Raw genomic sequence first — 18,544 nt, forward strand, 5'->3', positions numbered from 1 at the left:
GTTTCTAAGTTAATATTTATCGGTTGGACGCACGATTTTTATAAGAAACCGGGTTTTTCCGTCAGTCAGATTTACATCAAAAAGGGACGTGCCAAGAAAAAGCTAGAAATAGATTTTGCATCAATGGGTTCCCCAGCTAAGATAGCTTTTTCTAATTCTTCAGGGGTGAATAGAACTGTTTCAATGTCTTCGTCATCATCTTGTGCTGGCGGCTGTTCCAGTTTTTCCAAATCTTGGGCTAAGAAAGCATAAATGATTTCGTCGGAATAACCGGGGGCGAGAAAAAATTGCCCTAATTTCTGCCATTTTCCGGCGCGATATCCGGTTTCTTCTTCGATTTCTCGTTTGATAGTTTCGGCGGGATTTTCATTGATTTCTACTGTACCTGCGGGAAATTCTAAAATTCGCCCTTTTGTGGCAAAGCGATATTGGCGTACCAAGACGAGTTTACCTTCGGGTGTGACGGGAACTGCAAGTGCTCCGCCTGGGTGGCGAATACATTCCCACTCGCCTTCGGAACCGTTGGGAAGACGGAGGGTGGCTACGTCAAAGTTGAATTTGCGCCCTTGGTAAAATAGGCGTTGTTTGAGGAGTTGGGGTAGTTCTTGACCGATCGACATAAGCGACAAGCGAATAATGTTAGGGTGCACCGATTTAAGACATCATAGGCGATCTAATACGATTTTAGATTTTAGATTTTAGATTTTAGATTGGGAATGACTGATGACTATCACAGTTGGCAGCTTAGCTACGGTTGCATTTTTTTTGAAACTGGTACGATCGGTGAATTGTACTCACTTTTTACAGTTACAATTTTTGCACTCCCGAACAGTCTGCGGTTTGCAGGAGTTGGACGATCGCACTTTTCGTCACCGGATGCACCCAATCCGGGGCAATTTCTGCTAAAGGTACTAATACAAAAGCTCTTTCGGTCATCCGGGGATGAGGTAGAGTCAGTGTGGGAGTTTCTAGGATTAAATTGTCGTACAGCAGCAAATCTAGGTCGAGGGTTCTTGGCCCCCATTTTTCTCGGCGAATTCGATTAAATTTTATTTCAATTTCTAATAATTTTGCTAGTAATTGTTCGGGTTCTAGTGCAACTTCTAGGATGGCACAGGCATTGATGTAATCGGGTTGGGGCGGCCCGACGGGGGCGGTTTGATACCAGCTTGAATGGGATTTTACTGCTATTCCTGGGGTGTTGTTTAGGGTTACGATCGCGCTAGAGAGTGTGGCTAGGGAGTCGCCTAAGTTGCTACCGAGGGCGATCGCACATTTTGTTAGTTTCATAAGGAAGGTTCGGCAACGGATTGTGTAACGGATGTAACGGATGTCAGGAAGAGAGAAGATTAAGGCGGCGCGGGTTTATCAATATTCTTTGATTCCTAAACAGATTTCGGGTTTAACCCGCCCATACAAGTTGTATTTTTACGAAACTTTCCCCCTAAAGCCTGCATTTTTGGCGCATTCTGATAACACAAAATATTATTTTAATTTAAGCTTAACAGTATGTTAAATTTTATTAACTATTATTGACAAGTGTTAGTATTTAGTTTCAAACATAATGAATTTGTACCTACGCTTATTGTCGGCTGTCATTCTAGCAATTATCAGTTTAACAGCAAGTATATCAATAGGTTTGGCTGAAACAAAAGAGCGCTACCTTACCCTAGATTCGGACGGTAGTCAATCTTTTGCGAGTTTAGTGCAGCAGGCGGAAGATTTAGCGAAAGAGTCGATCGCCCGCGAGTTTCAAGAAAATCCGGCATTAACAGAAGTTACAGTCATTATTACAGCCGATCGCAGCCGACAAAGAGTTCCAGTTTTGCGATCGAGAGTATCCCGTCGCGACTGGCAACAAGATGCGAGAATCGAACAGTGGACTAGATATTTTGCCGATGCTCAATTGCTGCTGGGATTCAGAAACGGCGGTATTTCGTCCCCAAATTCTGGATTTTCGCAAGTGAGGAATGTACCTGCGCCTAGTCGATCGACCTCCAGAGAAAATGATCCAGGTTTTCGAGATGATTGAAATCGGGCATCGGGCATGGGGCATCGGGCATCGGGCATTGGTAACAGATAACAAATAACAAATAACCAACAGCACGACACGGAAATCACGGATACACGGATAGATATTTTTTCCTAAATATCTCTCTCATACTATAGCAATCCTAAATGACTCGTGAAATTTTTACCCCACCCCAACCCTCCCCTTATCAAGGGGAGGGAGTAAGAAATTCACAAATGATTTATGATTGCTATAATTTCCTATTTTTAACTTGTTGTTAACCTAAATATCTCCCAATGTTAATTAACCTTCAGGTTAACTTCCCTTAATTGAACAGTGATATAGTTTCATACGGAATCATCTGATTAGGGAAGTTGGGCTGAACAGGAATTTATGTCTAAAATAACTCGCCGACAACTGCTAATTTTCTTCGGCAGCAGTGCAGCTACCACTGTGCTTGCCCCTCAAGTAACTAAAACACTATTCGGCATCAATTCCACCTCGGCCGAAGCTGTAGTTCCGCTATCTTTCACTCCGTTAAGACTTCCCCACCCGCTGCCGATTTATCGAGAATTGTCCAGCTTTATGCCGATGGGCTTAAACGGACAGGGAACTGTGATGGCTGCCTCACAGGATACTAGATTAACGAGTTACAGCATTGTTGACGATGTGGTTGTGCCGCCGGAATACGAACGTTACGTGATTGTCCGCTGGGGCGATCGAGTTTTTCCCAATCCGGCAGACTATTTCGGCTACAACTGCGACTACACCGGCTTTGTAGGCCTTCGCGGCAGCAATGACGACGGTTATCTCTGGGTTAACCACGAGTACGTATCCTTCCCAATGTCGAAAGAGGCACCCGATACCCCGTCAGACTTGGCATCATTTCCAACAACCGAGCGCGCCGTCCTCGGTATAGACTTATCCGTAAAGAATCGCGATACCATCGGCGAATTCCTGTACAATCTCGGTGGTTCGATCGTCCGCATCACCAAACAAGCCAACGGCAGATTTCAGGCGATCGCCGGCGACCCCCTCAACCGCCGTATTCACGGACTTTCCGGCCTCGGAATCAACAGCCAGCGTACCGACAAATACAAAGATGTCACCTCCTGGGGAACCAGACAAGGGGACGACAACTACCTCATCGGCACGGGCCCTGCAGCTACCCAAGTCTTCGCGCAAGTCAACACCGACGGACTCGGCAACCGCATCATCGGTACAGCCTACAACTGTTCCGGCGCCACAAGCCCTTGGGGAACAATCCTCTCCGCCGAAGAAAACTTCCAAGGTAGCGAAGCATTTTTCGTCGGGGTTCAGGAAAACGTCAAACCCAACGGTGGCCAAACCAGCTACGCCAAGGGCACTATCGGTGAGGAATTTGGCTTAGTCGGCGAAAAATACGGCTGGATGGTAGAAGTCGATCCCCTAGATCCAAGTTTCCGCCCCCGGAAGCACTCATGGTTGGGCCGTTTCCGCCACGAAAACGTCGCGATTCGCGCTGAAGCAGGCCGCAAGTTAATAGGCTACATGGGGGACGATCGGCGCGGCGGACACACCTGGAAATTTGTCAGCAACGGTAATGTCACCAATCCCGCAGATAAAAACAACAGCCGATTGTTTGAAGATGGGGTTTTGTACGTTGCCCAATATAACCGCAACGGTACTGGAAGATGGCTGCCACTGACATTAAATACCCCGACAAATCCGGTGCGTCCTTCTAGAGTTGGCGAGGCGGAATTAGCAAGTTTTGGCAAAGCTCAAAGAGATGCCGCTACTCGCTTGCCCAAACGCGCCGGAATTGCTGGTCAAACCGAAGACGGCGGTTCTTTTGTAGTAGATACAACCAATGAAGCAACAGCAATTTCGGGCTACCAAAATAAAACTCTGGCTAATTTCTACAGCAGCCAAGGCGCGGTTTTAGTTGATGCTTTCTTAGCTGCTAATTTGATTGGTGGCACTCCGACGGCGCGGCCGGAAGATTTGGAAGTTAATCCTACTACGAAGGAAGTTTTCATTGCTTATACTGACGGCGCACCGGGAAGCGACGGCTATCCAGATTCTCGCATTTTTAATGTTGCTAAATACGGTAGCGCAGTCAACAGCAATCAGCAGTCGGGAGGACTTTACAAAATAATTGAAGACAGTCCCGACGGTGCGGGTTTGACGTTCCGCTGGCAGCGTTTGGCTCAGGGTGGAGAAGCCGGTGCGGTAGATGGGGCGGGATTTGCTAATGCAGACAATTTGGATTTTGACCCTCAAGGCAATGTTTGGGTCGTCACTGATATGTCTACGAGCACGCACAACGGTTTTGATGTCGGTGCGAGTGGAGAGCCAAAGACGATCGACCACAACAAGACTGGAAATGTGTCAGATTTGACTGGTGTTTTTGGCAACAATTGGCTGTTTTATATTCCCACTTCTGGGCCGAATGCAGGAACAGTAATTCCGTTTGCTTACGGCCCGAACCGATGCGAAATGACGGGGCCGACTTTTGTGGGAGATACGCTGTTGCTTGCGGTGCAGCATCCTGGGGAAGATTGTCCGATCGATGATGGTACTGTACTGAGTCGGCAAATTGAAATGTTGGATTTGAACGGTGCTGTTTTTAATCAGACTCGTAGTGTTTCTCGCGGCAGTTTGTGGCCGAGTAATATTGAGAATGACAGGCGTCGTTCGCCGATGCCGTCGGTGATTGGAATTCGTCGGGTGCGATCGACTCCAACGGGCCAGTTTGTTTAAATAGGACTTACGATGGGGCTCAGAAACCGGGTTTTTTACGAAAAGACGCGTTGCAGTCCGAAGATTTGGTAAAAAACCCGGTTTCTTTTGTCGAGTGCGTAAATCCTGGTTAAGTAAGCTCATTTCAAAAAACTGAACACCCAAAGCCCCGACTTGGCTGAAGAAGTCGGGGCTCTGAAATATTAGCACCACACAAATGGTAAGGTGCGTCGCCACCCGTCAATCTGCAAGTTCCATTTCTCATCTGGTAGCGACGCACCCTACAAATTAGTAACACACAAATACGAGACTAAGAAAATTGTACTTGGCGATATAAATCGGCGATCGCAATTTCTAGATTCACCGATTCAAGTTGCAAGGAATCGCCCAAACCATACTCGGAGAGAACCCATTGCCCCTGTTGATTGCGCCGAAATATCTCTACTCCTGGCTGTTCAACTTGCACCAATACATACTCTTGCAGTGTTGAAAATTGGCGGTATTTAGCAAATTTTATGCCGCGATCTGCTGCTTCAGTGGAAGGCGATAAAACTTCGATAATTAAGGAAGGAAATTGCACTAATTGCGGATCGTTATCATGCTCATCACAAGTTACCACAACATCAGGATAAAAATATTTTTGCCCTCGTTCCACTTGGACTTTGACATCCGCGATGTAAGGTTCGCAAGGGCGATCGACAAGGGCATCATCTAGGATTCTGAAGAAATTTCCTGAAATTCGATTGTGATTGCGGGTGCCCCCACTCATGGCGACGACTTCGCCATCCCAATACTCGTAGCGTTCCTCTTGGGTGGGTTCCCAAGCCAGGTATTCTTCTGCACTCATCGATGGGCGATCGGGTAAGGCAACCATAATGCGATCGAGAATCAAGTATGTTTCTATAATAGCTTGAAGAAAAAGCGATTAAAAGGGCGGGTTTTTGAGATGGTCAATTATTGGCAGATATTTTTCGTGAACCCGCCCCTATCGTATTAGGGGTAATCGACCCGACATGATATCAGAGGTTTTGATTCCTCTGATTTAGATATTCCTCAAGCCTGCTGGGTCTGACTGATTGTCAGCCCGTCAGGGACTAAATTCCTCATGTAAGTCACTGTAATTGATTAAGTGCGATCGTACCAACTTTGCAGCGCCAAGCGGTGAACTTCCCGCCAGCTAATATTTTTAAGTCTGGCAATTTCCGCGCAATCTTCGTATTCCGGCTGTACATTAACAATCGTTTGTCCAGACTTCGCCACTTTGATCTTGACTTCGCCGTATTCTGTTTGAACAGTCTGGATTTCTCGGTGCAAAATAGTTCTCTGTTGAGTCGATCGCCTAATTCCCAAAGTAGTAGTCTCGCGAAAGATCACAGCTTCGCAAGCATCCTCAAATTCTGGATGACAAATGGCAGTTAACAAAACCCCAAGCCGCGACTTTTTCATCACAATTGGGGCAGTAAAAACATCCAGAGCTCCGGCGGCAAACAAAGCATCAAAAACATAGCCGATCGCCTGCGGACTCAAATCATCAATTTGCGTTTCCAGTACCGTAATAGTTTCTATGGAATTGGTAATTGGTAATTGGGAATCCGTAATTGGGAATTGAGTATTGTTTAAAAACTTCCCTCTTCCTTCTGCCCTCTTTCTGACATCCGTTACATCCGTTACAGAATCCGTTGCCGAACTTCCTTCTGACTTCTCCCCAATCCAGAGGCGCAAAATATTAGGAATTGCCAGGTTTCGAGAACCTGCACCCAAACCGATCGCCTGAACTTGCATCGACGGTGGCGGGCCGAAACCAGCGGCGAGAGTACAGGCGATCGCAGTTCCCGTAGGAGTGCACAATTCGCGATCGATCCCATTGCTATAAACCGGCACTCGGTGCGTTTCCCACAACCGCATCACCGCCGGCGTCGGCACCGCTAATCGGCCGTGGGCCGCCTTCACCGTACCGCCACCAGTCGGCATCGCCGAAAAGTAAAACTCCTCAATATCCAACCAATCCAAACCCAAACAAGTACCCACAATATCAATAATTGCATCCGTCGCCCCCACCTCGTGAAAGTGAACCTCGCTTGCGGGGATACCGTGTACGGCAGCCTCTGCCTCTGCTAATTTGCCAAATACGGCCAAACTCCAGGCTTCCACGCGCGGAGGCAATTTTGCAGAGACGATGATTTGCTCAATTTCGGGCAAATTGCGGTGATGAGTGTGGCTAATTTCTGCATCTTCTTCCCCGTGACTGTGAGAATGTTCTTCCCCGTGATGATGGTGGTGGCGGGCGTCGAAAGTCGGGGATTCGGTTTCCGAGGGATCGAGTTCGGTAGCGGGATTTTCTGGTTTTAACGACAAATCCGCAGCTAAATCGACATAAAATTTAGTTGCTTGTTGAGTATTCCGGTGGACTAATTCCGTCCGCAACTGGTACTCTGTCGAAATGCCGAGCAAATTGAGTTTTTCGATTAGGTATTCTAAAGGAACGCCAGCGTGGACAAGAGCTCCGATGCACATATCGCCAGCAATGCCGGTTGGACAGTCAAAATAAGCTATTTTATTCATTGTTAACAATTAATTTTTAGCATTGATTGTTTCACTCGATATTTCGATCGCCCACTTAGCCTGCAATATCTTAACATGGCAACTATTTACGAAGTGCATCCAGTTGCACCCCAAAGAGACCGGATCGAGAAAATTAACAAATCTCTAAAAGATGGGGCAGTGATGCTTTATCCGACAGATACAGTTTATGCGATCGGCTGCGATCTCAACTCCAAGTCTGCTGTAGAACGAGTCAGGCAGATCAAGCAACTATCCAATGATAAGCCTTTAACGTTCCTGTGTTCATCTCTGTCAAATATCACCGACTATGCTACAGTCAGCGATGAAGCATACAGAATTATCAAGCGGTTAATACCAGGGCCTTATACATTTCTGCTGCCAGCTACCAAGTTAGTGCCACGGTTGGTAATGAGCCCGAAGCGCAAAACCACTGGAATTCGCGTTCCAGACCAGCGGCTTTGTTTTACCATGTTGGAAGCCTTGGGAAATCCAATTATTTCAACATCCGCTCACATTACCACGGATGATGAAGGTGCTGCACCGGTGCCAGCAGAAAAAGCAGAAAGTTTTGGCAAAGCTGAACTTTTTGATTGTTTTTCAAAGTTAGTAGATATCATTGTCGATGACGGTTCCGATCCGGGATATCAAGTTTCTACCATTCTCGATTTGACACAAAGCGAACCGATTGTTGTTCGCCGTGGTTTGGGTTCGGAAGCTGTCGCCGTTTGGGAAAACGATTAAACTTTGAGGATGCTTTCGCTTCTCCAACAGTCCGCCGGGGGTTCAAAACCCCCGTCGAGAGAGCGAAAGTCCTCTCAAAGAGGACTGTTAAATATAGCGGTTATGGTATTGAATTTAATTAAGCTCTGTCCTATATTTTAAAGGATTGACAATTATCATAGGAGCAATCGCTATCAGTAGATATTAGATATTATTTCTATTTGAACTCATCGCAACTTATGTTATTCCTCCCTAATTTCCACAGTCGTCTTAAGACGACTTCAGCTATGAGCCAGGGAATTAATTCCCTGGCGGCCTGTCGGAATCGCCAGCTAACAAACCTGCGGAAAAAACCTAAGCCTCTACCTTAACTCCTTTCCAAAAAGCAATATATCCGGCAATATTTTTAGCAGCATCTTTTGGAGTTGGATAGTACCAAGCAGCATCTTTATTAACTTGTCCGCCGACTTCGACATTGTAGTAACTAGCAACACCTTTCCAACCGCAAGTAGTGTGAGTGCTGCTGTCTTTGAAATACTCACGGTTGATGGCATCGGCGGGGAAATAATAGTTGTTGTCTACAATTTCGCACTTGTCGCTCTCGGCCAAAACGGCACCATTCCAAATTGCTTTCGGCATCTGTTTTTCTGGTTAAATTGAGATTCTCAATTATTGTAACTGTATTTGTGCTCAAAAGGCATAGAATAGTTGAGAAGCCAACAACCAACTACTGCAAATGCCAGCGTCTCATCCGCCAATATCTTCTGTGCCACTGTCCCTGGAACAAGCTCTTAAACATTTTTTTGGCTATGACTCTTTCCGTCCGGGACAGCAGGAAATTGTCGAAGCTGCTTTACAAAAACGGGATATGATGATTGTCATGCCGACGGGCGGTGGCAAGTCTTTGTGTTTTCAATTACCGGCACTGTTGAAACCGGGATTGACAGTGGTTGTTTCGCCGTTAATTGCTCTGATGCAAGACCAGGTGGAGGCTTTGCAGGATAATGGAATTGGGGCGACTTTTCTCAACAGCACTTTGAGCTCTCAGGAAACCCGATCGCGCGAAACAGCAATTCTCGAAGGTAAGATTAAATTGCTCTACGTTGCACCCGAACGCTTGCTCGGTGAGAGATTTTTACCGTTTTTAGATATAGTAGCAAATAAGTTAGGAATTTCGGCATTTGCGATCGACGAAGCCCACTGCGTTTCGGAATGGGGGCACGACTTTCGACCAGAATACAGGCAAATGCAGCGAGTGCGCGATCGATATCCCGACATTCCCATTATGGGACTAACCGCCACCGCCACCGAGCGCGTCCGCCAAGACATCATCCAGCAGCTAACTCTGCGAAATCCCTACATCCACGTCGCCAGCTTCAACCGCCCCAATTTATACTACGAAGTTCGCCCCAAAACCAAACACAGTTTTGCCGAAGTTTTGCAAATCATCCAAAAAAAAGGCGGTTCGGGAATTATCTATTGCCTCAGCCGCAAAAAAGTTGACGAAGTTGCCTATAAATTGCAACAAAGTGGCATCCAAGCCTTACCATACCACGCCGGCATGAACGATGTCGATCGCGCCACCAATCAAACCCGCTTCATTCGCGACGACGTGCAAGTAATGGTAGCCACAATAGCCTTTGGTATGGGCATCAACAAACCAGACGTGAGGTTTGTAATTCACTACGACTTACCCAAGAATCTCGAAGGATACTATCAAGAATCCGGCCGCGCAGGCCGAGACAACGAACCCGCCCATTGCAGCTTATTTTTCGGCTACGGCGATGTCAAAATGATCGACTACATCATCGAGCAAAAACCCGACCCGCAAGAACAACGAATTGCCCGCCAACAGTTGCGTCGAGTAATCAACTATGCAGAATCCACCGAGTGCCGTCGCACAATCCAGTTAAGTTATTTTGGCGATTCATTCCCCGGAAACTGCGGTACTTGCGATAACTGTTGCAACCAAAAACCCGTAGAAGATTGGACGATTGAGGCAATGAAATTTCTTTCTTGCGTCGCCAGATGCCAAGAAAAATTCGGCATGAATCACATTATTGACGTGCTGCGCGGTTCCAAAAATCAAAAAGTATTGCAATACCAGCACCACAAACTTTCTACTTACGGAATTGGCAAAGATAGAAGTGCAGACGATTGGAAAAAATTGAGTCGTTCCCTGTTAAATCAAGGTTTTTTAGAGGAAAGAACAGACGGATTTCCCATTTTGAAACTGAATGAAAAAAGTTGGGAAATTATGAAACGTCAGCGCACAGTTGAAATCGCCATTGAACCCCAACGGGAAGTACAGGCGAAAGTTCGGTCTTTGGCAGTAGAAGTAGAAGCTTTATTTAGCATACTGCGGACACTACGCAAACAAATTGCCGACGAACAATTTGTGCCACCTTACGTAGTTTTTGCCGATAAAAGCTTGCGAGATATGGCAGAAAAACGCCCGCAAAATCTCAGAGAATTCGAGGAAGTTTACGGCGTTGGTAGCAACAAGCGAGATAAGTACGGTAAGGTTTTCTTGGAGGCAATACGCACTTTTTGTCAAGAACAAGGATTGCCAAGTGGTGCTGCATCTTCTGATGTCGCTAATCTTCCAAATCTTTCCAACGTTGCGTCTTATTCGCAGATGCAAACCTGGGAATTATACCGACAAGGTTTGACTGTTCAAGGAATAGCTAATGCGCGGGGGATGAGCCCTAATACTATTTCTGGGCATCTGATAGAATTGATGGAAATGGGCCGGGAAGTTGATATAAATTTGTTGGTAGAATCGGAACGCCAGCAGGCGATAGTGTACGCTATTGAAGTTATGGGGGATGAAAAACTGAGAGCAATTTATGATTTTCTGGAAGAACGTTATACGTTTGAGGAAATTAAGTTTGTGCGGGCTTGGTGGCGGCAAAATTATGTCGGTTTTTAACCGCAGATGTAGGCAGATGTACGCTGATGGACGCAGATAATTAATAGAGAGGAGGGAAAAATGAGAATGCAAAAAGTAGCTTTTGGGATAATATATTAGAGTGGCGTTTTTAACAGATATATTTTTTTCATTTGGCTTTGCTAGCTGGCGTATAGGGGGTGGGCAAAACTTAAATTTAACAAGTGATTTTAAGAGGGCTATAAGTCAGTAAGCTTGGGTTAGCTAAGTGTGTCATTGTTCGCTATGATTCGCGCAGTTGCGAGGGTACGAAGCAATCCAGAAGCTATCGCCGAGACTTTCTTTTGTTCTCAATTTTCGTGAGCTGCTAGGGCGATAAAATACCTTTTTAACTGAACCTTATTGAGCTATAAGTACCTCGTAAAACCAGTTTTTATCTAAGTAGTAGAGTGCGTGAGAGGGAGGAATATTTAAATGCACAAGCATGAGACTGTTTACACTCACGCACAGCCCCAAGGATTGAATAATATTGATGCAGCCGGAAACGATATTAAGTCTCTCTCTTCACCCAGAAGTACCCTAAGTTTTAGCATTGTACTTTGTTTTGGCAAAATTATATATAGGGGTTTTTGACGGCGAGAAATTAAGTTTCTACACTTTAGAAGTGTACAATAAATGGTTGACTTCGTTAGCCAGCCATTCGTTAAACAGATTGTGCAAAATTTCTTGATACCGTTCAGGGGTTAATTCCGCTGGGAGAAACTTTTCAACCAGAAACAAGTGATATCCTAGTTCTGTTTCAATTGGACGAATTACTTCTCCGGGTTGAGCGCTAAATACGGCGACGGCTATGTCTGGTTTTAAACCCCACCGATAAACCTTGCCTTCGCAACCGCATATATGCCGACGATTTTCGTCAATATCGTAAAGGTGAGCAGCATCGAAAAAGCTGATTTCTCCTTCTTGAATTTGATAAAATAGTTCCTGAGCAAGCTGGGGGTTGGCAACAATTATTTGATAAAGAATTATTTGGTCGAATTGCAATTTGTTTTGAACAAAAATCTTTTCTACTTCTTTGCTGAATAAGTGTTCGGCTAGTTTTTGGCTGAGAAGCCGATCGCGAATCCCGGCCTCTAAATCTTCTACAGAAATCATCTGATCGACCAGCCAAGCAATCGTGTCCGCCGCTTTCTCCAAACGCTTCTCGCGGCGGAGTTGGTCGCCCACAGCTTGAATTTCGTCTGGAGTCACAGTTAACTCCCGTTCCTTGGCTGCTTTCTCAATAACTTTTTTATGCAAAACCTTTTGACTAAATGTTTTTAATTGCATCTCTTGTTTGAGTAGTTCGATGATTTCACTTGCTTCAATCATTGGCCCGTAAAAGTCTTTCATCTTTCTCTCTCAACCTATATGAATTTATTAACTTCATCCCCCGAAGATTCCTGCGGGGTAGTTGGGGTTAACGGTTAAGGGTTAGCTACAAGATGTCATTTGGCAAACTAATAAAATCAGCATTGCTCAAAGTTGTTGCACCCGCTGCGTTAACTGTTCCCAAAACAACAGCTAAAATTCGATCGCCATTATTTGAACTAAACTTAAGCAGAGTGGCGTCTGTCGTACCGTCACCGTCAGTATCAAACGCGACGAGTGTCAAGTCTGTTACCGAAAGTCCCCCTGTCAGCCCAATTCGATCGCCTTGAGCGAAATTGAAATCAACGACTCGATCGGCTAACAATGGATTAGCTGCTGCACTCGCTGTTTCGGATCTAAAGGCAAAGGTATCAGCGCCGCTACCTCCAATCAATGTATCGGTGCCGAAGTCGCCGCAAAGAAAATCGTCGCCGTTGCCGCCAATCAGTAAATCCTGACCTTTTCCTCCCCGCAAAGTGTCGTTTCCATCGCCTCCATGAATCGCATCATCACCTTTGTTACCTGTGACAATATCGTCGCCGCTTCCTGCAAAAATTCGATCGCTCCCGCTATCGCCAGTAATCACATCGCTCTCGTTGGTGCCGAGCCAATATCCGTCGCCATTGCTGTCATAGCTGATAGTTAATGCGTCAGGATAGTTTTCTGGGGCGATCATTTCTGGAGGCGGCGTTGTCTCAGCATTGCTGTTGGCATTGTTACCGGGAAGTGCGATCGAATTATTGCTGTTACTGTTATCTGTCGGATTAGAAGCGATCGCGCTACTGCCACCACCACCCGTACCCGCATCCTGATTATTTGAGGGTGTTGGCGGTGTTGGCGCTGGTGTTGGCGCTGGTGTTGGTGTTGGCGCTGGTGTTGCGATGTTAGTTGTTGGTGGAGCGCCTGTAGCAGCGGTTGCTTCTGCACTCCCAGAAGTAGCTCCCGGAGTATAGGCTGTCTGAGTGCTAGTGCTACTGCCTGCGGGGGAAGTTACTGTCGCGCTGCTGTTGTTAGTAACGCCTTGATTATTGGCGATCGAGCTCGTTTCGCTCGAACTGCTACTCTCTGAGGGCGCAGGTGTTGGTGCTGGTTCAGGTGCAGGTGCTGTGGCGCTAGTAGTTGGCGGAGCATCTAAACCGCTGCTAGCTGAGGCGCTCGCACTGCTAGAAGTGTCGCCGGGAGTCGATGCTGTCTGAGTGCTGCTGCTGCTGCTGTTCCCTGTCGGAGAAGTCGCTGTCGCGCTGCTGCTGGCACCGCTGCTGTCTCCTAACGGTGCAGGTGCAGGTGCAGGTGCAGGTGTTGGCGCTGGTGCTGGGGCTGTGGCGCTAGTAGTTGGCGGAGCATCTAAACCGCTGCTAGCTGAGGCGCTCGCACTGCTAGAAGTGTCGCCGGGAGTCGATGCTGTCTGAGTGCTGCTGCTGCTGCTGTTCCCTGTCGGAGAAGTCGCTGTCGCGCTGCTGCTGGCACCGCTGCTGTCTCCTAACGGTGCAGGTGCTGGTGCAGGTGCAGGTGCTGGTGCAGGTGCAGGTGCAGGTGCAGGTGCAGGTGTTGGTGCTGGTGCTGGTGCTGGTGTTGGTGTTGGTGTTGGTGTTGCTGCCGGGGCTGAAGTTGTGGCACTTGTCGTCGGAGAAGCCCCCGCCGAGGCTGTAGCTGTAGCGCTACCGCTGCTGGAGGTGGCTCCCGGAGTATAGACTGTTTGGCTGCTGTTGCTAGATTCTCCCGTTGGAGAAGTACCTGTCGCACTACTTGTACTCCCTGCACCGCTGTCCGAAGTGGATGAAGTGGATTTGGCAGAACTGCTGCTGCCTCCTGAAACCTCGCTGGGAGTAGAAATGTTAGCTGTTGGGGCTGGTTCTGAAGATGCTGAATAGTTAGTAAGTTCACTATTACTTGCACCAGTTCCACCCGCTAACAAGCTAGAGCCACTTGGACTGCTGCTACCGACCGTTAGGGTAGGAGGAGCAGATGCGTCTAATTGAGGCATCGCTGTTAATCTCCTTAAAATTTGTTTTAAGCTGGATAAATCAACTGAAGATTGCTCTGGGTCAAAGCAATGGAGCTATACATTTTTATTTTGATTTCATTACCCTATCGAGATAATAAAAATTATTTAATTTCTATTATTCACGGAATCTAGTTTCGGAACTTGGGAAATGACGGGGGAGTGTAGGCGATCGCAAATACCTGACCGTAACCAACCGCTAGAGAACCACCGTAAGGCGAAGATACTGCCCAAGACTGAGAATTAGCAGCAGTTGAGGTGAATGCACCGATCGCGGAGGTAAAAACACTGATATCGACTGAAGCAAAACCGCCAACAATATTGCCTTCGTCAGAAAATTTATCCAAATATGTCAAATCCTCAATTCTCATTGATTTTTACCTTTATCTGATTATTATTCTTGGATACGCCTGTATTTTTGACTTGAGAAATGTGTAATTTTATCGTTCCGCTGCCAGTAGTGCGGACTTAATTATACTAGCAGCGGGCGACTGAATTCCTAATCGGAAACCGATACAGAAAATGCACCGGATGAACTCGAAAAAGGAGTCGTAAATGTGCTGGTAGCAGCCTTGGTAAATGAGCCATAACCGATCGCACCGGCACCAGCGTCGGCTACAGCTACGTTACCAATTGCTAGACCAGCAGTCAGTGAAATGAAAGAAACGTTGCCGACAATCAAATCAAATTCTGTGAAACCGCCTTCGATTCTGGTTGCTTCGGACACAACTTCTACATGGTTCAGATCAGAGATAATCATGGTTTTTTGCCTTTACTATTGCAGGTTTGTTTGACTAAAAAACTGTGTAATTCTATCGTTTTGCTGCCAGCAGTTCGGACTTATTCAACTAGCAACTGGCGACAAATTTTTAATCGGAAACCGATACGGAAAATGCACCGGATGAACTCGAAAAAGGAGTCGTAAATGTGCTGGTAGCAGCCTTGGTAAATGAGCCATAACCGATCGCATCGGCACCAGCGTCGGCTACCGCTACGTTACCAATTGCTACGCCAGCAGTGAATGAACCGAATGAAACTAGGCCGACAATCAAATCAAATTCAGTGAAACCGCCTTCGATTCTGGTTGCTTCGGAAACAACTTCGACATGGTTCAGGTCAGAGATAATCATGGTTTTTTCCCTTGTTGGTTAAGTGCTTGCTCGAAGCAATCTTGTTTGCTTTCGATGTACCTAATATATCTGGACTAATTAGAGCTGTGTTGCCAATTTGGCAGATTTGTGAAAATTAAAATGTAAATTCAAATTCATGAATATTTGTAAATTATTCGTCCAAAAGCTACAAAAAATCGAGGTATTTTGAAATACAAAAATCAGCCTCGTTTTAGAGTTTATTAACGAGACTGGAAGATTGTAGTATTTAGCTCAATTGATAACTTGTATAGATAAAGACTGCCCAGGCTAAACCGCAGGAATTACAGGTCAACCGATTTGAGATTTGAGATTTGAGATTTGAGATTGAGTCAACGTAAAAGGTTATTATCTTAGATACCCGACTTCTTAAAGAAGTCGGGTAAGCTGTGGAGCATTTAAACCAGTAACGAGGCTAGTAGGGTGCGTCAGGAGTGAACCCTTACGCTGAAACGGAAAACCTTAGATGCTGACGCACCTTACGCAAGTCCTTTAAATGCCGAACAGCTTATCTGGGTATTCCCTTTTTTTAGGTTGACCTACTTAACAAAGTATTAGGTACGATCGCCACACGAGGTTGCCATTTTGGCAGATTTATCGGAAGTGCGGATGTTCGACACTCAAAAACCCGATCGCCCGCGGTGAGTCAACCAAAGAATTGGTACACCCAACGCCCGCAATCGGGTTGTCGATCTCTCGACTAAATTACTTACCCGCCAAATTAAACAAGCGCGTCTTAAATCCCGCAAAAAATCCTTGACTTGGAATTGGCAAACACTCAACCTTCGGCATCGAGAGATATTGCCCTTCCTTGACTTCAAGTCCAAAACCTGCGGTATCTGAGTGCAACTCGGTAAAAGCCTCTGTTACATAACCCCCTCGAACTCCGGCTCGTTTTTCCCTCACCACTTCCACATAATCTAAATCAGCAATTTTACCCAATGCAGGCTTAGCTTCCGATTTACTCGACTTGCCGATTTGACTGTTTTCCTTAAGCAAGCGGTTGGAAGTACGGTAAGGGATATAGTCGAGGGGGTTGTAACCCGTGCACCGCAAAAGTAAAAAACAAGCCCAAGAATACTTTCCTGCCAGGATGGCTGAAATTATCTCATCCAATTGTTCTGGTTTGATTCCAACTTGGGAATGATTGGCAGAATGGTGAAATTGGGAATTCATTATTTTATCCTGTTTTGTGTATAAAGAGTGACAAAGGACAACAACCACTTAACTAAGTTCTACAAACTCATGCCGCCCTTTTGTAGCTGCTTGAGAGGATCAAGCAAAATGTCGGCTATGCTGCGCTGGCGAATGACAATTTCCGCAGAAGCTGTTTGGCCAGCTTTGAGTTTCCAGGTTTGGTTTTTGGCTTTCACTGAGTCTCGATCCATACTCACTTCCACCCGGTAAAAAACACCCAATCGCTCGTCTGTTTTGGCATCCGGCGAAATAGATAAAACTTTTCCCGGAATCACGCCGTAATTTTGATAAGGAAAAGCATCGAATTTGACTTGCACCGGCATTCCGGTTTTGACAAATCCCGCTTCTCGGTTCGGCAAACTCACTTCCAGCACCAGAGGAGCGTGATTCGGAGTCATTTCTGCAATAGTTTGACCCGGTTGAACTACTTCGCCTTTGTTGTGAACGTTGAGTGCGGAAATGACTCCGCTGACGGGTGCGTAGAGAAATCTTTGTTTGAGCTGATTTTTTGCTTGATCGAGCAGGGTTTGGGTTTCGGCAATTTTGGATTTGACTTGATTTAATTGCATTTCCAACTGCTGAATTTTTTGCTCTTTTTCTAACTGCATTTGGCGCGCTGCGGCTTGTTTGCTGGCGGCTTCGGCTTGCAGTCGATCGACTTCTGCCAGTTGTTGAGTTAATTCACCTTGGGTTCTAGAAATGGCGCTAGTTCGATCGCGCAAATTTTGCTCGACTTCAAACAACCTTTCCTTAACCCCAGTTGCCTCAGACAGTTGACTCCTGATGGCAGCACTTTGCCTGTCGCGAACGGTTTGCTCGACTTCAAAGGCACGATCGTCAGCCTGAGTTGTCTCTCCCAACTGGCTTCTAATCACGGCATTTTCGCTTTCCCGCAGAGCTTCCTCAGCTTGAAACAATACGTCTTTTGACAGTGCTCCTTCATCTACCAAAGGTTTGAGACGCGCGATCCGCTCTTTGTGAGCCACCACTTTTGCTTGCAATTGCGACAGCAATTCTTGAGTCTTGCGTTGCAATGGTTTCACCCGATCGCGCCGCCCTTGCTGGGAGTTAATATCTGTTTTCAGTTGCGAGAGCAAGTCTTGCACATCCTTTTCCAGAGGTTTGAGCTGTTGTTGCCGCGCTTGCTGAGACACTACATCTGCTTGCAATTGCTCGATTTGAGACTGCGTGGTGGCCGCTGAAGCGATCGCGCGGGCGATCGCAGCTTCAGCCCCCCGCTTGTCAGCAGCAGCAATAGCTTGGCTAGCTTCCGCTTCCAGTTTAGTTCTCTCGATCGAACTCATCTCTTGCATCAATTGAATTCGATAAGCGTCCAAAACTTGATCGAGACGCTCCACCTCGCTCTGGGCATTCGACGGGTCTAATTCCGCCAATAATTGTCCAGCTTTGATTTTTTGACCTTCTTTGATAGCGAGGTTAATAATTTTTCCCGTCTCCGTCGGGTGAATTTTGTAAACAGCGCCTTTGGGAACTAATTTACCCTGAGCATGACCAACCTCGTCAATTTTTCCCAAAGTTGCCCACGCTCCAAAAGCTACGGAAAAAACCATTCCTCCTAATATCAACCGCTGGGGAAAATATACTGGCGGCTGGTCGAGTACCGAGTGCAAAGAAGTAGACCAATTATTCGCATCAGGCTGCCGCAACTTGGCAATATTGATACCGTCATGAGTTTGAGAAGAGCGATTTTGAGATTCGACAACTTCTAAAGAGCGCTCTTTTTTTCGGATTTCGTTTTCTTGCCTAGAAGCTACGCCCCCATAGACTTCACCTATTTCGTTAGGAGCGCGGCCTAATTGTTTGCCATCTTCTGAAAACATTGTCTTTCCTCCAAATTAGTCTTTTGACTGTTGGCAGTTGGC

At 46.3% G+C, this 18,544-nt stretch carries 16 protein-coding genes; 4 read left to right on the top strand and 12 right to left on the bottom strand.

The genetic code is table 11. The features are described 5' to 3' along the window. Positions 1–71: 71 nt before the first annotated feature. Both QT973_RS02850 and folK read right to left on the bottom strand, forming a co-directional pair. Complete coding sequence (locus tag QT973_RS02850; RefSeq protein ID WP_333055091.1) at positions 72–620, bottom strand: NUDIX hydrolase; 549 nt, start codon at positions 618–620, stop codon at positions 72–74. Between the two features lie 187 nt (positions 621–807). Next, positions 808–1,290, bottom strand: coding sequence for a 2-amino-4-hydroxy-6-hydroxymethyldihydropteridine diphosphokinase (gene folK, locus QT973_RS02855; protein WP_333054993.1), 483 nt, complete (start codon positions 1,288–1,290; stop codon positions 808–810). Positions 1,291–1,564: 274 nt separating this feature from the next. Between folK and QT973_RS02860 the strand changes: the two genes are divergently transcribed. Together QT973_RS02860 and QT973_RS02865 are read left to right on the top strand one after the other, a co-directional pair. Further along, on the top strand, positions 1,565–2,032 hold the full coding sequence (locus QT973_RS02860) for a hypothetical protein (protein WP_333054992.1): 468 nt from the start codon (positions 1,565–1,567) through the stop codon (positions 2,030–2,032). Positions 2,033–2,404: 372 nt separating this feature from the next. Next, positions 2,405–4,753 carry a PhoX family phosphatase gene (locus QT973_RS02865; RefSeq protein WP_333054991.1) on the top strand — a complete coding sequence of 783 codons (2,349 nt, stop codon included), beginning with the start codon at positions 2,405–2,407 and terminating at the stop codon, positions 4,751–4,753. Positions 4,754–5,042: 289 nt separating this feature from the next. Here QT973_RS02865 and QT973_RS02870 read toward each other — a convergent pair whose 3' ends face one another. Together QT973_RS02870 and larC are read right to left on the bottom strand one after the other, a co-directional pair. Beyond that, positions 5,043–5,606, bottom strand: a complete 564-nt coding sequence (locus QT973_RS02870) for a Uma2 family endonuclease (RefSeq protein ID WP_333205591.1) — start codon at positions 5,604–5,606, stop codon at positions 5,043–5,045. A 251-nt stretch (positions 5,607–5,857) separates the two neighbouring features. Next, positions 5,858–7,294 carry a nickel pincer cofactor biosynthesis protein LarC gene (gene larC, locus QT973_RS02875; RefSeq protein WP_333390537.1) on the bottom strand — a complete coding sequence of 479 codons (1,437 nt, stop codon included), beginning with the start codon at positions 7,292–7,294 and terminating at the stop codon, positions 5,858–5,860. A 75-nt stretch (positions 7,295–7,369) separates the two neighbouring features. On the opposite strand from larC, the gene QT973_RS02880 reads away from it, so the two are divergent. Further along, complete coding sequence (locus QT973_RS02880) at positions 7,370–8,035, top strand: L-threonylcarbamoyladenylate synthase (protein WP_333390540.1); 666 nt, start codon at positions 7,370–7,372, stop codon at positions 8,033–8,035. A gap of 333 nt (positions 8,036–8,368) precedes the next feature. On the opposite strand, the gene QT973_RS02885 is transcribed toward QT973_RS02880, so the two are convergent. Beyond that, positions 8,369–8,653 carry a DUF427 domain-containing protein gene (locus QT973_RS02885; protein WP_333037862.1) on the bottom strand — a complete coding sequence of 95 codons (285 nt, stop codon included), beginning with the start codon at positions 8,651–8,653 and terminating at the stop codon, positions 8,369–8,371. A gap of 97 nt (positions 8,654–8,750) precedes the next feature. Between QT973_RS02885 and recQ the strand changes: the two genes are divergently transcribed. After that, on the top strand, positions 8,751–10,946 hold the full coding sequence (gene recQ, locus QT973_RS02890; RefSeq protein WP_333054987.1) for a DNA helicase RecQ: 2,196 nt from the start codon (positions 8,751–8,753) through the stop codon (positions 10,944–10,946). Positions 10,947–11,555: 609 nt separating this feature from the next. Here the strand turns inward: recQ and QT973_RS02895 are convergent. The 7 genes from QT973_RS02895 to QT973_RS02925 all read right to left on the bottom strand — a co-directional run bounded on the left by QT973_RS02895 (position 11,556) and on the right by QT973_RS02925 (position 18,502). Next, complete coding sequence (locus QT973_RS02895; protein WP_333208756.1) at positions 11,556–12,296, bottom strand: peptidylprolyl isomerase; 741 nt, start codon at positions 12,294–12,296, stop codon at positions 11,556–11,558. Positions 12,297–12,381: 85 nt separating this feature from the next. Further along, on the bottom strand, positions 12,382–14,298 hold the full coding sequence (locus tag QT973_RS02900) for a hypothetical protein (RefSeq protein WP_333390542.1): 1,917 nt from the start codon (positions 14,296–14,298) through the stop codon (positions 12,382–12,384). A 149-nt stretch (positions 14,299–14,447) separates the two neighbouring features. Next, positions 14,448–14,687, bottom strand: coding sequence for a hypothetical protein (locus QT973_RS02905; protein WP_333054979.1), 240 nt, complete (start codon positions 14,685–14,687; stop codon positions 14,448–14,450). Positions 14,688–14,815: 128 nt separating this feature from the next. Beyond that, positions 14,816–15,076 carry a hypothetical protein gene (locus QT973_RS02910; protein ID WP_333054978.1) on the bottom strand — a complete coding sequence of 87 codons (261 nt, stop codon included), beginning with the start codon at positions 15,074–15,076 and terminating at the stop codon, positions 14,816–14,818. A 109-nt stretch (positions 15,077–15,185) separates the two neighbouring features. Beyond that, entirely contained in the window at positions 15,186–15,446 is a 261-nt protein-coding gene (locus QT973_RS02915) for a hypothetical protein (RefSeq protein ID WP_333054977.1), read from the bottom strand. 723 nt (positions 15,447–16,169) lie between these two features. After that, entirely contained in the window at positions 16,170–16,640 is a 471-nt protein-coding gene (locus tag QT973_RS02920) for a HetP family heterocyst commitment protein (protein ID WP_333054976.1), read from the bottom strand. A gap of 59 nt (positions 16,641–16,699) precedes the next feature. Further along, positions 16,700–18,502 carry an HlyD family efflux transporter periplasmic adaptor subunit gene (locus QT973_RS02925; RefSeq protein WP_333390544.1) on the bottom strand — a complete coding sequence of 601 codons (1,803 nt, stop codon included), beginning with the start codon at positions 18,500–18,502 and terminating at the stop codon, positions 16,700–16,702. Positions 18,503–18,544 lie beyond the last annotated feature (42 nt).

This window comes from Microcoleus sp. Z1_A1 (assembly GCF_036700305.1).
Classification (GTDB): domain Bacteria; phylum Cyanobacteriota; class Cyanobacteriia; order Cyanobacteriales; family Microcoleaceae; genus Microcoleus.

Excerpts from the sequence above, each read along its gene's own strand:
- QT973_RS02850 (WP_333055091.1), bottom strand. The coding sequence starts at position 620 with ATGTCGATCGGTCAAGAACTACCCCAACTCCTCAAACAACGCCTATTT.
- folK (WP_333054993.1), bottom strand. The coding sequence starts at position 1,290 with ATGAAACTAACAAAATGTGCGATCGCCCTCGGTAGCAACTTAGGCGAC.
- QT973_RS02860 (WP_333054992.1), top strand. The coding sequence starts at position 1,565 with ATGAATTTGTACCTACGCTTATTGTCGGCTGTCATTCTAGCAATTATC.
- QT973_RS02865 (WP_333054991.1), top strand. The coding sequence starts at position 2,405 with ATGTCTAAAATAACTCGCCGACAACTGCTAATTTTCTTCGGCAGCAGT.
- QT973_RS02870 (WP_333205591.1), bottom strand. The coding sequence starts at position 5,606 with ATGGTTGCCTTACCCGATCGCCCATCGATGAGTGCAGAAGAATACCTG.
- larC (WP_333390537.1), bottom strand. The coding sequence starts at position 7,294 with ATGAATAAAATAGCTTATTTTGACTGTCCAACCGGCATTGCTGGCGAT.
- QT973_RS02880 (WP_333390540.1), top strand. The coding sequence starts at position 7,370 with ATGGCAACTATTTACGAAGTGCATCCAGTTGCACCCCAAAGAGACCGG.
- QT973_RS02885 (WP_333037862.1), bottom strand. The coding sequence starts at position 8,653 with ATGCCGAAAGCAATTTGGAATGGTGCCGTTTTGGCCGAGAGCGACAAG.
- recQ (WP_333054987.1), top strand. The coding sequence starts at position 8,751 with ATGCCAGCGTCTCATCCGCCAATATCTTCTGTGCCACTGTCCCTGGAA.
- QT973_RS02895 (WP_333208756.1), bottom strand. The coding sequence starts at position 12,296 with ATGAAAGACTTTTACGGGCCAATGATTGAAGCAAGTGAAATCATCGAA.
- QT973_RS02900 (WP_333390542.1), bottom strand. The coding sequence starts at position 14,298 with ATGCCTCAATTAGACGCATCTGCTCCTCCTACCCTAACGGTCGGTAGC.
- QT973_RS02905 (WP_333054979.1), bottom strand. The coding sequence starts at position 14,687 with ATGAGAATTGAGGATTTGACATATTTGGATAAATTTTCTGACGAAGGC.
- QT973_RS02910 (WP_333054978.1), bottom strand. The coding sequence starts at position 15,076 with ATGATTATCTCTGATCTGAACCATGTAGAAGTTGTGTCCGAAGCAACC.
- QT973_RS02915 (WP_333054977.1), bottom strand. The coding sequence starts at position 15,446 with ATGATTATCTCTGACCTGAACCATGTCGAAGTTGTTTCCGAAGCAACC.
- QT973_RS02920 (WP_333054976.1), bottom strand. The coding sequence starts at position 16,640 with ATGAATTCCCAATTTCACCATTCTGCCAATCATTCCCAAGTTGGAATC.
- QT973_RS02925 (WP_333390544.1), bottom strand. The coding sequence starts at position 18,502 with ATGTTTTCAGAAGATGGCAAACAATTAGGCCGCGCTCCTAACGAAATA.